General features: G+C 70.2%; 10 protein-coding genes. 6 read left to right on the top strand and 4 right to left on the bottom strand.

Annotated features, from left to right (window positions below):
• The first annotated feature begins 143 nt into the window (after nt 1–143).
• A complete protein-coding gene (gene panD / locus ABD357_RS44270; RefSeq protein ID WP_344397551.1) occupies nt 144–572 on the top strand; it encodes an aspartate 1-decarboxylase in 429 nt (142 codons plus the stop codon).
• Between the two features lie 474 nt (nt 573–1,046).
• On the opposite strand, the gene gndA is transcribed toward panD, so the two are convergent.
• Entirely contained in the window at nt 1,047–2,486 is a 1,440-nt protein-coding gene (gndA, locus tag ABD357_RS44265; protein WP_344397549.1) for an NADP-dependent phosphogluconate dehydrogenase, read from the bottom strand.
• A gap of 235 nt (nt 2,487–2,721) precedes the next feature.
• Between gndA and ABD357_RS44260 the strand changes: the two genes are divergently transcribed.
• Entirely contained in the window at nt 2,722–3,873 is a 1,152-nt protein-coding gene (locus ABD357_RS44260) for a transglycosylase family protein (RefSeq protein ID WP_344397547.1), read from the top strand.
• Nucleotides 3,874–3,898: 25 nt separating this feature from the next.
• Here ABD357_RS44260 and ABD357_RS44255 read toward each other — a convergent pair whose 3' ends face one another.
• Nucleotides 3,899–5,104, bottom strand: a complete 1,206-nt coding sequence (locus ABD357_RS44255) for a DMT family transporter (RefSeq protein ID WP_344397545.1) — start codon at nt 5,102–5,104, stop codon at nt 3,899–3,901.
• Between the two features lie 416 nt (nt 5,105–5,520).
• On the opposite strand from ABD357_RS44255, the gene glgA reads away from it, so the two are divergent.
• The 4 genes from glgA to ABD357_RS44235 all read left to right on the top strand — a co-directional run bounded on the left by glgA (nt 5,521) and on the right by ABD357_RS44235 (nt 11,275).
• Entirely contained in the window at nt 5,521–6,681 is a 1,161-nt protein-coding gene (glgA, locus tag ABD357_RS44250; RefSeq protein ID WP_344397543.1) for a glycogen synthase, read from the top strand.
• Nucleotides 6,682–6,740: 59 nt separating this feature from the next.
• On the top strand, nt 6,741–7,961 hold the full coding sequence (gene glgC / locus ABD357_RS44245; protein WP_344397541.1) for a glucose-1-phosphate adenylyltransferase: 1,221 nt from the start codon (nt 6,741–6,743) through the stop codon (nt 7,959–7,961).
• A 366-nt stretch (nt 7,962–8,327) separates the two neighbouring features.
• Nucleotides 8,328–9,665 (top strand): wax ester/triacylglycerol synthase family O-acyltransferase, encoded by a 1,338-nt coding sequence (locus ABD357_RS44240; protein WP_344397539.1) that lies wholly within the window; start codon nt 8,328–8,330, stop codon nt 9,663–9,665.
• Between the two features lie 113 nt (nt 9,666–9,778).
• Nucleotides 9,779–11,275, top strand: coding sequence for an SDR family NAD(P)-dependent oxidoreductase (locus ABD357_RS44235; protein ID WP_344397537.1), 1,497 nt, complete (start codon nt 9,779–9,781; stop codon nt 11,273–11,275).
• A gap of 196 nt (nt 11,276–11,471) precedes the next feature.
• Here ABD357_RS44235 and ABD357_RS44230 read toward each other — a convergent pair whose 3' ends face one another.
• Together ABD357_RS44230 and ABD357_RS44225 are read right to left on the bottom strand one after the other, a co-directional pair.
• Nucleotides 11,472–12,293, bottom strand: coding sequence for an SDR family oxidoreductase (locus ABD357_RS44230; protein WP_344397535.1), 822 nt, complete (start codon nt 12,291–12,293; stop codon nt 11,472–11,474).
• Nucleotides 12,294–12,338: 45 nt separating this feature from the next.
• The gene (locus tag ABD357_RS44225; RefSeq protein WP_344397533.1) at nt 12,339–12,875 is read right to left on the bottom strand and encodes a hypothetical protein; all 537 of its coding nucleotides are present in this window, start codon (nt 12,873–12,875) and stop codon (nt 12,339–12,341) included.
• Nucleotides 12,876–12,958: the final 83 nt, after the last annotated feature.

Raw genomic sequence — 12,958 nt, 5'->3', positions numbered from 1 at the left:
CGGGCCGTCAGCGGCTTACTCGGCCCGGTGCGCTGTGGTGAGGATCTCGGTGTGGCCCACGAAGCCGTTCCGTACCCTGGTCCGAGAAGAAATAGCCCTTGACCTGCATTTGCAGGCAGGGAGCCGAATTCTGGGAGCGCTCAATGTTGCGTACCATGTTCAAGTCCAAGATCCACCGTGCCACGGTGACCCAAGCCGACCTGCACTACGTCGGGTCCGTGACCATCGACGCCGACCTGCTCGACGCCGCCGACCTGCTGCCCGGCGAGCTGGTCCACATCGTCGACATCACCAACGGCGCCCGCCTGGAGACGTACGTCATCGAGGGCGAGCGCGGCTCCGGCGTGATCGGCATCAACGGTGCGGCAGCCCACCTGGTGCACCCCGGCGACCTGGTGATCATCATCAGCTACGCCCAGGTCTCTGACGCCGAGGCCCGCGCCCTGCGCCCCCGGGTCGTGCACGTCGACGCCGGCAACCGGATCGTGGTCCTCGGTGCGGACCCCTCCGAGCCGGTGCCGGGCTCGGACCAGGAGCGCAGCCCGCAGGCCGTGCCCGCGGTCACCGTCTGACCGTCCATCCGGGCCCCGTGCGTCCCGCGACGGGGTGAGTGCGCGTCCGGCGCACGGGTACGCGTGGGACAAGTCCAGGGCCGACGTTCCACATGGCTGGAGGACACGATGACCCACCCGAACCCTGACCCCAACCGCCCGGGCCCTCCTCCGGGCCCGGGCCCCGACCGCCCGGAACCCCTGCCGGACCCGGTCCCCAACCCCAAGCCCCACCCGGTACCAGACCCCAGCCCGTCCCCGGTCCCGGAGCCTCCCGGCCCCGAACCACTGCCGAAGCCGGGGCCGCTGCAGCCGTAGAGGGCGAACAACACGTGGCCCGGTGCGGAACTCCCGCACCGGGCCACCATGTCAGCTCCGGTTCAGCAGGGGCGTGCCCCATAGGGGCGCGGGGCTGTATCGATTTGCGGCTCTGCCGCGTGGGCGCGACAAGCCACAACGAACCCGCAGTCGCCCCACTCCATTACCCCCGAGCTCTTAGCCGGCCACCTCAGTCCGATCCCCACCCCACAGGGTGTGGAACGACCCTTCCCGGTCCACACGCCGATACGTGTGCGCCCCAAAGAAGTCCCGCTGCCCCTGCGTAAGCGCCGCAGGCAACCGCTCCGCACGCAGAGCGTCGTAATACGTGAGAGCCGCGGCGAAGCCCGGCGTGGGAACGCCCTGCTGGACGGCCGTGGCGAGGACCGCCCGCCAGTCGTCCTGAGCCGCCCCGATCTCCTGGGCGAAGGTCGCGTCGGAGAGCAGGCTCGGCAGGTCCGGCCGGGTGTCGTACGCGGCCCGAATCCGATCCAGGAACGCCGCGCGAATAATGCACCCACCGCGCCAGAGCGAGGACACGGCACCCAGATCGACGTTCCAGTCGTACTCCGCGCTGCCCGCCGCGATCTTGTGGAAGCCCTGCGTGTACGACACGATCTTCGAGGCGTACAACGCCTGTTCCACCTGGTCGGCGAAGGCCGCCGCCTCCGACTCGCCGAGCGGCGTGGCCTTCGGCCCGGCGAGCCCGCGCGAGGCCTCCCGCAGCTCCGTGTGGCCCGAAAGCGACCGGGCGAAGACCGCCTCCGCGATGCCCGACACCGGCACACCCAGATCCAGTGCGATCTGCACGGTCCAGCGCCCCGTGCCCTTCTGCTCGGCCTGGTCCTGGACCACGTCCACGAAGGGCTTGCCCGTGGCCGCGTCCACGTGGGACAGCACCTCGGCAGTGATCTCGATCAGATAGGAGTCAAGGCGTCCGGTGTTCCAGGTGCGGAAGATGTCCGCGATCTGCGCGGGGGAGTAGCCCGCCACATCGCGCAGCAACTGGTACGCCTCACCGATCAGCTGCATGTCCGCGTACTCGATGCCGTTGTGCACCATCTTCACGAAGTGACCGGCACCGTCCGGACCGACATGGGAGACACAGGGCGAACCGTCGGCCGCCTTGGCCGAGATCTTCTCCAGCATCGGGCCCAGCGAGTCGTACGACTCCTTCGGGCCGCCCGGCATGATGCTCGGTCCGTTCAGAGCGCCTTCCTCGCCGCCGGAGACGCCCATGCCGACGAAGTGGATGCCCTGCTCGCGCAAGTCGCGCTCCCGGCGCCGGGTGTCCGCGAAGTGAGCGTTGCCCCCGTCGATGATCATGTCGCCGGGCTCCAGAAGCGGGGCGAACTCCTGGATCACCGCGTCGGTCGGGTCGCCGGCCTTCACCATGATCACCAGTCGGCGCGGGCGCTCCAGGGCGGCCACGAACTCCTTGGCGGTCTCGGCCGCGATGAAGTTCCCCTCGTTGCCGAACTCCTCGACCAGCGCGTGCGTGCGCGACGACGTCCGGTTGTGCAGGGCGACCGTGTACCCGTTGCGCGCGAAGTTACGGGCGAGATTGCGCCCCATGACCGCGAGACCCGTCACGCCGATCTGCGCTGAAGTGCTCATACGGTTGGCTCCTAAAAGGTCCTGAAAACGGTGGTGCTCGTCAGTATCGCCCCACTGACCATCCTGACTTGCCGACGATGTGTACGCATGGCGTGCCTTTCTGCCTCAGCCGATCCGCAACAACAGTGCATTACCGGTCACTTGGCGGGACAGAGCGGCTGATTGCCGCCTTGTCATGGCCTGTTCGCGGCGTTTACTTTTGCCCCCGCTGACGCATGTCGAGGGGGCTTACTCCATGGCCGTACGGGGCCGGCACCGCCGGTATCAGCCGAACAGGATCAACCGCGCCTCGCTGACGGTCACGGCGGGCGGCGCCGGAATGGCGATGCCCCTCATAGCCACCGGGGTTGCCGACGCGGCCGACGTGGACACCTGGAACAAGGTCGCCGCCTGCGAGTCCAGCAACAAGTGGGACATCAACACCGGCAACGGCTATTACGGCGGGCTGCAGTTCAGCCAGTCCACCTGGGAGGCCTTCGGCGGCACGGCCTACGCCGCACGTGCCGATCTCGCCACCAAGGACCAGCAGATCGCCATCGCCGAGAAGGTCCTCGATGGCCAGGGCCCCGGCGCCTGGCCGGTGTGCTCCGTGCGCGCGGGCCTCACCCGTGGCGGCGACACCCCCGACATCAACCCTTCGGGCACCGACCGCAAACCCCAGCGCACCGTCCGCGACGTACAGCCGCAGACCACGCCCCAGTCCCAGGCGGGCACCGCCGAGATGTACACCGTCGTTCGCGGCGACACGCTGTCCGGCATCGCAGGGTCGCGTGAAGTCCAGGGCGGCTGGCGGCAGTTGTACGACACCAACCGCAAGGCCATCGGAGCCGACCCGAACCTGATCGTCCCCGGCCAGCGGCTGAGCCTGCGCACCAAGGCCCCGGACAAGCCCGCCTCCCCTGCGCCGGTGTCCAACCCGACCGCTCCCGAGAAGCCCGAGAAGAAGGAAGAGCAGGCCGAGAGCAAGCCCGGTGAGTCGGCGCGTACCATCACCGCCCCGGTGGAGGCCGGCGCCGGAACGCCGTACCGCGCGACGGGTTCCTCCTGGTCGAAGGGCTATCACACGGGTGTCGACTTCCCGGTGCCCACCGGCACCTCGGTCAAGTCGGTCGCCGTGGGCGAGGTGGTGACCTCGGGGTGGGGCGGATCCTTCGGCTACCAGGTGGTCATCAAGCACGCCGACGGCCGCTACACCCAGTACGCCCATCTGTCGGCGATCTCTGTGAAGGACGGGCAGAAAGTGGTGAGCGGGCAGCGCATCGGCCGCTCCGGCTCCACGGGCAACAGCTCGGGCCCGCATCTGCACTTCGAGGTGCGGACGGGGCCCGAATTCGGCAGCGACATCGATCCGGTCGCTTATCTGCGCAAGGGTGGCGTCAGCCTCTGACAGCTTCCGACGCGTACGCCTGATATCAGGTTTTGAGGCGGGAGCCGGCCACCAGCGGCATCGGGAGCAGCGGGATGTAGAGGCCCTCGTAGTACGGGCCTTGGTGCCGGGCCGGTTCGTCCGTGCCGTCCCGCCTATCGTCGCTCGGCGGCGGCCCATTGGACCCGGTGCGTGCCAGGCCGGCCGCCTCCCGCACGGCCACCGGGGTCGGCACGACGACCGCGGCGGGCGCGAGCGGCACCTCTTCCCGCACCGCCCCGGCCGCTTCCCGTACCGGCGCCGCCGCCGCGGCGACCAGCCCTGCCACCTCGGCGGTCCGCTGCTTGGGCAGCAGGGCCACAGCGTGGGCCGGAGCCCCGGGCACCATGGCGGGCTCGGCCGGAACCGGCTCCGTACGCTCCGTGCTGCTGATCCGCTCCGACGTCAGGAGGATGAGGCCGCCCGCCGCGATGACACCGCAGCCCAGCGCGAGGGCGGTGCCCGTCGAGCCGTAACGGAAGGTCTCGCCGAACATCGTGATGCCGACCGCGGCCGCCACCACAGGGTTCACCACCGTCAGTGTGGCCAGCGGCGCCGCTAGTCCCGCGCCCCGGTAGGAGGCCTGCGAGAGCAGCATGCCGGCCGTGGCCAGGACGCCGATCACCGCCAGGGCGGGCAGCTGGCCGAGCGTGAAGCCGCCCGTCCAGTCCACCGCGACCGTCTTCGTGAACACCGACGACATACCGAACGCGACACCGGAGGCGATCGCCAGCAGCACACTGCGCACCGCCGGGTGCCGGTGTGCCGCGCGGGCCGCCATCATCAGGCCCACCACCGCGCCGCCGGTGGCCAGCGCCACCGCCAGCTGCTGGGAGTTGTCCAGGGACTGCGAATCGGCCGTGCCGACCAGCGACAGCAGTCCGGCCAGGCCGACCGTCGCCATGATGGCGCCCCGCCAGGCTGTCGCACCGGCCTTGCGGCGAACGAAGAGAGCCGCCATGGGAAGCGCGAACACTATGGTCAGCGCGCCCAGCGGCTGCACCAGACTCAGAGGGCCGAAGGCGAGGGCCACAACGTGCAGCAGACCACCGAGGCCGATGAGACCCACCGCGGCCCACCAGGCGGGCCGGCGCATGGGAGCGTACGACTGATCCGGCGTCGCCGCGGCGACCCGTTCCTGCACGATCGCGCCACCGGCGTAGGCGACGGCGGACACGAGCGAAAGCAGCACAGACAGTGCGAGGGCGCTCACGGGTCCCTCCTCTGCGTCTGGCTGGCGCGCTCCGGCCGACGGGGAGTCCGGCGCGGCGAACGGTCGGTTTTCATGGTGAATACGATGCCCTTCGAAGGCGCTCGCGTCGTCGTCCTTGAGCAGGCATTGGGTCCTACTGCCGATGGAGTACGACCTGCGCCCCGTCCTCCCCAGGTTGGGTGACACCGGCTACAACTCCCATGCTCGAACCGGTATGCCCGCTTGGTCCACTCGAATTTCGTGGATCTCGGCCGGATCTCGATCGTGGCCACGTACCGTGTCCGTGTGGTCGCACGCTGGTTCGCCTCGCCCACCCATCGCGAGGTTCCCGACCCGGCTGTCACTTGCGGTCTTCCCCAGGGGGCCCGTTCTGGGTGACCATGGGGGAACCAGCCGCTGAGACAGGGGGTAACCGGGTGCGAGTGGGCCTGTTGACCCGGGAGTACCCGCCGGACGTGTACGGCGGTGCGGGCGTCCATGTCGAGTTCCTCGCCCAGGAGCTGCGACCCCTCACCGACCTGGACGTGCACTGCTGGGGCGAGGGCGCCGCGGGCGGAGTCGTCCGCCATCGGCCCTGGCCCACGCTCGACGGCGCCAACGACGCGCTGCGCACCTTTTCCGTGGACCTCTCGATGACCGCCGCCCTCGAAGGCCGCGAGCTCGTCCACTCGCACACCTGGTACGCCAATCTCGCCGGCCACCTCGCGAAAATGCTGTACGGCATTCCACACGTGATGACCGCCCACTCCCTGGAGCCACTGCGCCCCTGGAAGGCCGAGCAGCTCGGCGGCGGTTACGCCCTGTCGAGCTGGGCCGAACGCACCGCGATCGAGGCCGCCGACGCCGTGATCGCCGTTTCCGGAGCCATGCGCGAGGACATCCTCGGCTGCTACCCGGCCCTGGATCCGGCGAAGGTGCGCATCGTGCACAACGGCATCGACACCGCCCTGTACCAGCCGGACCACGGCACGGACGTCCTCGAACGCGTGGGCCTCGATACCAGCCGCCCGTATGTCTTGTTCGTCGGCCGCATCACACGCCAGAAGGGCGTGCCCCAACTGCTGCGCGCGGTACGGGACATCGACCCGGCCGCACAGGTCGTCCTGTGCGCGGGCGCCCCCGACACGCCTGAGATCGACCGGGAGTTCCGCGATCTCTTCGAGGAACTCAGCCGCGTGCGCCAGGGCGTGTTCTGGATCCCGCAGATGCTGCCGCGCCCCGAAGTGATCCAACTCCTCACGCACGCCGCAGTGTTCGTGTGCCCCTCGGTCTACGAGCCGCTGGGCATCGTCAACCTGGAGGCGATGGCCTGCGGTACGGCCGTGGTCGCCTCACGCGTCGGCGGGATCCCCGAGGTCGTCGAGGACGGCGAGACGGGTCTGCTCGTATCCGTCGACGAGAGCGCCGAGGAACACGCGGCGCAGCTCGCGCGCGCACTAGACGCACTGCTCGCCGACTCCGAGACCGCCCGGCGGATGGGCGAGGCGGGCAGGGAGCGGGCGGTGCGCGAGTTCGGCTGGGACGCGGTGGCCCGGCGCACGGTCCAGCTGTACGAGGAACTCCTCAAAGAGGGGTAAGCCTCAAGCAGTGAAGTAAAAGAAAGTGGCACAAACGGGCGGTAGAGGGGCGGCACGGCATGCGACGCGGTGGACCTTCGGTGCTGGGAATCGTACTGGCGGGCGGTGAGGGCAAGCGCTTGATGCCCCTGACCGCCGACCGTGCGAAACCCGCGGTCACGTTTGGCGGAACGTATCGCCTCGTGGACTTCGTTCTTTCCAACCTTGTCAACGCGGACATCCTGCGCATCTGCGTACTCACGCAGTACAAGTCGCATTCGCTGGACCGGCACATCACCACGACCTGGCGGATGTCCAGCCTGCTGGGCAACTACGTCACGCCGGTCCCGGCGCAGCAGCGGCTCGGCCCGCGCTGGTACCTCGGCAGCGCCGACGCGATCCTGCAGTCGCTGAACCTCGTGTACGACGAACAGCCCGAGTATGTCGCGGTGTTCGGCGCCGACCACGTGTACCGCATGGATCCGCGGCAGATGCTCGCCCAGCACATCGAGAGCGGGGCGGGCGTGACCGTCGCCGGGATACGGGTGCCGCGGGGCGAGTCGTCGGCCTTCGGCGTCATCGCCCCGGGATCCGACGGCCAGACCGTCGACAGCTTCCTGGAGAAGCCCGCCGACCCGCCGGGTCTCCCGGATGATCCCGAGTCCGTCTTCGCCTCGATGGGCAACTACATCTTCACCACCAAGGCCCTCATCGAGGCCCTCCAGCGGGACTCCGAGGAGGAGAACTCCGTACACGACATGGGCGGCTCGATCCTGCCGCAGCTCACCGAACGCGGCGAGGCCCAGCTGTACGACTTCAGCGCCAACCATGTGCCCGGCGAGACCGTGCGCGACCAGGGGTACTGGCGTGACGTCGGCACCCTTGACGCGTACTTCGACGCCCACATGGACCTGATCGCCGAGCGGCCCGCCTTCAACCTCTACAACCGCCAGTGGCCCATCTACACCCACTCCGGTCAGCTGTCCCCGGCCCGCTTCAACGCCGGCGGCATCGCCAGCGAGTCGATCATCAGCGCAGGCTGCCTCATCCGCGGCCAGGTCAGCCGCTCGGTGCTTTCGCCGGGCGTGGTCGTCGACCCGGGCGCCGTCGTCCAGGGCTCGGTGCTGCACGACAACGTCCACATCGGGCGGGGTGCGGTGGTACGGGGCGCGGTGCTCGACAAGAACGTACAGGTGCCGCCGGGAGCGACGATCGGCGTCAATCCGGAACGGGACCAGGAGCTCTACACGGTCTCCAAGGGCGGAGTGATCGCGCTTGGGAAGGGACAGCAGGTGTCGTAAGAGGTGATCATCGAGACGGCCTCGGTGCGGAGTGCGCACCGGGGCCGTTTGTCATGTCTGCCATGTCCCTGGAGTACGTGCTGCCCGGCCGCGTGACGGCCATCCGGCTGATTCCTGCGACCGGCGCGCTGTGCGGGATCCGTCCGCTTCACCTTCGCGGCTGCGGGCGGGCCGCCCGGCTGAATCCGGCCCGCAGGCCGCTTCGACCACCCTGAAGTGACCTCGTGAACCCCACATGTCCCATCACTCACATGGGGGATGGGACTTAATCTGCTGTTAACTGTGCGTAGCTTGATCGTACTTGACCGTAATCGCTTGTCGGGGGTTGACTGCTTGCTCACCCGTCGTCGACGCGAGAGCAAGCCATTGACCTCCGACCTGCTTGCACCACTCGACCTGGCGTTCTGGAACATCGAGTCCGCCGAGCACCCCATGCATCTCGGCGCCCTCGGTGTCTTCGAGACCCATTCGCCCGCAGCGGGCGCCCACGCCGCCGACCTGCTCGCGGCCCGCGCCGCGGGCGTGCCGGGGCTGCGGATGCGGATCCGTGACGTATGGCGGCCGCTGGCCTTCGGGCAGCCACTGGCCTTCGGCGGCGCGGCCCGCGAGCCCGCCCACGACTTCGACCCGCTCGACCATGTCCGGTTGCACGCGCCGACCGCGGACTTCCACGAATCGGCGGGCGAGCTCATGCAGCGCCCGCTGGAGCGCGGCAGGCCGCCGTGGGAGGCGCATGTGCTGCCCGGCGTGGACGGCACGTCGTTCGCCGTGCTCTTCAAGTTCCACCACGCCCTCGCCGACGGACTGCGGGCGCTGACGCTCGCGGCGGCGGTCATGGACCCCATGGACCTGCCCGAGCCCCGCCCACGCCCCGAAGAGCCCGCACGTGGCCTCCTCCCGGACGTCCGCAAACTGCCGGGTCTCGTCCGCGGCACCCTCTCCGACGTGGGCCGGGCCCTGGACATCGGCGCCTCCGTCGCCCGTGCCACCTTGGGCGTACGCTCCTCGTCCGCCCTGGTGTCGGAGCCCACCGGCACCCGCCGTATCGCGGGCGTGAACCTGGACCTCGACGAAGTGCACAAGATCCGCAAGAGCGCGGGCGGCACCGTCAACGACGTACTGATCGCGATCGTCGCGGGTGCCCTGCGCCGCTGGCTGGACGAGCGCGGCGACGGCAGCGAGGGCGTCGCGCCCCGGGCCCTGATCCCCGTCTCCAAGCGCCGCCCGCGCACCGCGCACCCCCAGGGCAACCGGCTCTCCGGCTATCTGATCAAGCTGCCCGTCGACGACGCGGACCCGCTCGGGCGGCTCGACACGGTGCGTACGGCCATGAACCGCAACAAGGACGCGGGCCCCAACCGGGGCGCCGGCGCCGTCGCCCTGCTCGCCGACCATGTGCTGCCGCTGGGGCACCGGCTCGGCGGACCCGTCGTCGGCCAGGCCGCCCGGCTGCTCTTCGACATCCTGGTCACCAGCGTGCCGCTGCCCAGCCTCGGCCTGAAACTCGGCGGCTGCCCGCTCACCGAGGTCTATCCGCTCGCCCCGCTCGCCCGCGGCCAGTCGCTCGCGGTCGCGGTCTCCACCTACCGCGGGCGCGTCCACTACGGGCTCGTCGCCGACGCGGAGGCCGTGCCGGACCTGGACCGGCTGGCCAAGGCGGTGATCGCGGAGGTGGAGGAGCTGAACGTCGCCTGCGCGCCCTGACGGGAGCCGTGATCACGCCGGGTTTGGTGCCTTCGCCCCGCGCTCCGTAAAATTCCGCCTTCGAAAGCGAGCGCGGTTCGAGCGCGGCGCGGAACCCCGAGGAAGCAACGGCGATGACGGTGACACAGGACAGCCAGGCGACCCCCGCCGTGGACACGGCAGAGGGGGCACAGGCCTCGTACGGTCCCGGCATCGACCCGGAGCGGCTGGCTGTCTGCCTCAGCGTGCTCGAGGAGCTCGACAAGCTGGAGGTCGACCACCCCGACGCCGTTGCCGTGCGCCGCGCCACCGCGGGCGTCTACCGCACGGTGAAGCAGCGCCGCCGCCAGGAACGCCGGGCCGCCAAGACCGCCCACGACAAGGCGGTCACGGAGGCGACGGCGACGGGCTCCGCCCAGCGCATCGACGACGAGACCGAGGGCATCCTGCCCTCGTCGGCCGTCGATGCCGGGCAGATCGCGGGGGTACTCCAGCGCCCGCGCTCCTGCTACACCTGCAAGACCCGGTACGTCGAGGTCGACTACTTCTACCACCAGCTCTGCCAGAAGTGCGCCGCCGAGAACCGGGCCCGCCGCGACGCCCGCGCGGATCTCACCGGCAAGCGCGCGCTGCTCACCGGCGGCCGCGCCAAGATCGGCATGTACATCGCGCTCAGGCTGCTACGTGACGGTGCGCACACCACGATCACCACACGCTTCCCGAACGACGCGATCCGCCGCTTCAAGGCCATGCCCGACAGCGACGAGTGGATCGGCCGCCTGAAGATCGTCGGCATCGACCTGCGCGACCCCGCCCAGGTGGTCGCGCTCGCCGACTCGGTTGCCGCCGCCGGTCCGCTCGACATCCTGATCAACAACGCGGCCCAGACGGTACGCCGCTCCCCGCAGGCCTACACCGAGCTGCTCGCCGCCGAGTCCGCCCCGCTCCCCACGGGCGAGCTGCCGCCCGCCGAGGTGATCGGCACCTTCGGCTCCGGTGCCGTGGCCGCGCTGCCGGTGGCCGGGGGCGGCGAGCTGACCGCCCAGGATGTCACGGACCTCGCGCTGGTCTCCGGCTCGGCGTCCCTGGAGCGCATCGCGGCCGGTACGGCGATCGACGCCGGCGGTCTGGTGCCCGACCTGCACGACACCAACAGCTGGATCCAGTCCGTCGAGGAGGTCACTCCCGTCGAGCTGCTCGAGGTCCAGCTCTGCAACTCCACCGCGCCGTTCATCCTCATCAGCCGGCTGCGCGCCACGATGGCGGCCTCGGGGGCGAACCGCACGTACATCGTGAACGTGTCCGCCATGGAGGGCGTCTTCAGCCGCGGCTACAAGGGCGCTGGGCACCCGCACACCAACATGGCCAAGGCCGCGCTCAACATGCTCACGCGCACCAGCGCCCAGGAGATGTTCGAGAAGGACCGCATCCTGATGACCGCCGTCGACACCGGCTGGATCACCGACGAGCGCCCCCACCCGGACAAGATGCGCCTCGCCGACGCGGGGTTCCACGCGCCCCTCGACCTGGTCGACGGTGCTGCGAGGGTGTACGACCCGATCGTGCGGGGCGAGCAGGGCGAGGACCTGTACGGGGTGTTCTTGAAGGACTACGCGCCCGGCAAGTGGTAGGGCCCGCCCGGGGGTAATCCAGTGGCCCGTGCGGGGGCCGCTGTCCTACCGTGAGGGTGCCCGGTGTGCCGGCAACGCGTTTTTCGTGGTTCGACTCCGTGCAGGCCCTCCGCGGGCCTGCTGCCCTGTTGGGGGGCAGTCGCGTAGCCGCCTTGATCTCGGGCACCCTGTGCACATCGTGTCGTGCTCAGCCGTGTCAGGACGCGCTGCTGTCGGCATCCGGCGGCGCCTGTGACCGCAGGCGCTCGTGGACGGCGTAGGCCGTCGCCGTGTGTGCCGCCCGTACTCTCGTTCCGCCGTCCACCAGCAGGTCCGCCCCCGTGATCCACTCCGCCGCATCCGAGGCCAGCCATATGACTGCTCGCGCGATGTCCTCGGGCTCGCCGATCCGGCCCAGGGGCAGCCCGGCGGCCACCTCGTCCTCACCCCGCTCCCACACGAACCGCGCCATCTCGGTCCGGACGAGACCGGGGGAGACCGAGTTGACGCGCACCTTTGGGGCCAGCTCGCCCGCGAGCTGCTGGGTGAGGTGCAGCAGGGCGGCTTTGCTGGTGCTGTACGCGCCCACGTTGGGGCCCACGTGAGCGGCGCCCTCCGTGCAGACGTTGATCACAGCCCCGCCGTGCTGAGCCATCCAGGCCCGCCAGGCGCACTGCACCAGCCGTAGCGGCGCCTCGACGTTGACCGTGAACGCCTCGCGCCAGCGGTCCGGGTCGGCATCCATGAGAGGGCCGTACGGTTCGTTCGTCGCCGCGTTGTTCACCACCAGGTCGATCCGCCCGAACTCGCGCAGAGTCAGCTCCGTCAGCTCGTGCAGATGCGCCGGTTCGGCGACCGAGCCCGCGAGCCCGACGACCCCGAGCTCGTCGGCGACCCGGCTCACCCCGCCCGGATCACGCGCGGTCACGCACACCCGTGCGCCCGCCTGGACGAGGGCCTCCGCGACCGCTCGCCCGATACCGCGCGAAGCCCCGGTGACGATCGCGGCCATGCCCGTGAGCCCGTACGGCGAAGTCATCCGCGTACGTTCTCATGACGGGCCGTCAGCTACCAGAGGTGTGCGTCAGCGGCGGACGGTGGCGCGCGCCGCGACCAGCTCCAGAACGGTGCGCCAGTCCTCCAGCACGCCGGCGTTCAGCCCGGCGACCTTGCCCGCCTCGTCCGCCTGCCGCAGGGACAGCACATCGTCGTCGAACGGGCCGTCGTCCCATGGGGCGGCATGCAGGCGTACGAGACGGGCGACCCGCTCGCCGAGCAGGGACCGCACGGCGTCCGCCGCGTGGTCCGCGTGACGGGCCTCGTCACCTGGGTGCAGCAGCTGCCCTATGCCGTGGACCAGGCCGGCGACCTGGAGTTCCTTGTCACTGGGATGACCGCGCCGTAGCAGCGCGGCGGTCTGCAGTGCGTGATCGTGCAGATCGAGCAAGCCGCCGGCGGGGGGCCCTCCGTTCATGGGGGTCTCCCCGCTCATGGGGGTCCCCGCGCTCGAGCGAAGCCGAGAGTGGGGGAGAGTCCTCGAGTGGGGGAGGTCCGGGGTACCCCTGGCTCCCCGGCAGGCGTGCAGCAGATCCATCAGCTCATCGACACTGCGCAGCTCCATGTGCCAGTCCTCCCTGCCCGCGAGAAAGGCCGTTGTCCCGCGCCAGCAGATCATGACCAGCTTTCAACCGAACCAACAGGATC

This window comes from Streptomyces vastus (genome assembly GCF_039532825.1).
GTDB lineage: Bacteria > Actinomycetota > Actinomycetes > Streptomycetales > Streptomycetaceae > Streptomyces > Streptomyces vastus.
Note: the sequence above shows the minus strand (reverse complement) of the source record. Positions and strands in the feature narration are given on the sequence as shown.

Excerpts from the sequence above, each read along its gene's own strand:
- panD (WP_344397551.1), top strand. The coding sequence starts at position 144 with ATGTTGCGTACCATGTTCAAGTCCAAGATCCACCGTGCCACGGTGACC.
- gndA (WP_344397549.1), bottom strand. The coding sequence starts at position 2,486 with ATGAGCACTTCAGCGCAGATCGGCGTGACGGGTCTCGCGGTCATGGGG.
- ABD357_RS44260 (WP_344397547.1), top strand. The coding sequence starts at position 2,722 with ATGGCCGTACGGGGCCGGCACCGCCGGTATCAGCCGAACAGGATCAAC.
- glgC (WP_344397541.1), top strand. The coding sequence starts at position 6,741 with ATGCGACGCGGTGGACCTTCGGTGCTGGGAATCGTACTGGCGGGCGGT.
- ABD357_RS44235 (WP_344397537.1), top strand. The coding sequence starts at position 9,779 with ATGACGGTGACACAGGACAGCCAGGCGACCCCCGCCGTGGACACGGCA.
- ABD357_RS44230 (WP_344397535.1), bottom strand. The coding sequence starts at position 12,293 with ATGACTTCGCCGTACGGGCTCACGGGCATGGCCGCGATCGTCACCGGG.
- ABD357_RS44225 (WP_344397533.1), bottom strand. The coding sequence starts at position 12,875 with ATGGAGCTGCGCAGTGTCGATGAGCTGATGGATCTGCTGCACGCCTGC.